Origin of the sequence: Amycolatopsis thailandensis, assembly GCF_002234405.1 — a bacterium.
Lineage (GTDB): Bacteria > Actinomycetota > Actinomycetes > Mycobacteriales > Pseudonocardiaceae > Amycolatopsis > Amycolatopsis thailandensis.
The window spans coordinates 1-612 of sequence record NZ_NMQT01000331.1 but is presented as its reverse complement, the minus strand read 5'-3'; the positions used below and the strand labels follow the sequence as shown (position 1 = coordinate 612).

2 protein-coding genes are annotated in these 612 nt (G+C 71.1%); one reads left to right on the top strand and one right to left on the bottom strand.

Annotated elements, in window-relative coordinates:
- Positions 1-396, bottom strand: a 396-nt coding sequence (locus CFP71_RS42695; protein WP_143267326.1) for a helix-turn-helix domain-containing protein, incomplete at its 3' end; no start/stop codon positions are given.
- A gap of 85 nt (positions 397-481) precedes the next feature.
- On the opposite strand from CFP71_RS42695, the gene CFP71_RS45265 reads away from it, so the two are divergent.
- The coding region (locus CFP71_RS45265; RefSeq protein ID WP_143267325.1) for an SDR family NAD(P)-dependent oxidoreductase at positions 482-612 on the top strand (131 nt) is incomplete at its 3' end.

The window sequence follows — 612 nt, the reverse complement described above, 5'->3', positions numbered from 1 at the left end:
GTCGTTCCAGGCGAGCACTTCATAGGTCGCGGACAGCACGATGGCCGCCGCCTGCGGAAGACGGTGCAACAGCGCGAGAATGCTCGGCCGGACCTCACGCGACGGGCCGGGCGGCGGTCCCGGCGGAGCACCGGCGAGATGGTGCAGGTGATCGCGTTCCACATCGGACAGTCGTAGCGCCCTGGTCAGCCCGGCCAACACTTCGCGGGAAGGCCGTGGGCCGCGAGCTTGCTCCAGCCGCGTGTAGTACTCGGTCGAGATGAACGCCAGCTGCGCCACTTCCTCGCGACGCAGCCCCGGCGTCCGGCGCCGCGGCCCGGCGGGGAGGCCGACGTCGGCCGGGGTGATCCGCTCGCGCCTGCTGCGCAGGAAGTCCGCCAGTTGTCGTCTGTCCACCACTCCAGTGTGGACGATGCCGGGCCCGCATCCAGGTACCGCCGATGCCTGGATAGGCACCGGCCGCGGGGGAAGCCTCGGTGCCATGACCAACACAACGACAGTTTCGGGCCTGCTGGACGGCAAGGTCGCTTTCGTCACCGGTGCCGGACGCGGTATCGGAGCCGCCGCCGCGCGGCTGTTCGCCAGGGAAGGCGCCCGTGTCGTGCTCGCCGC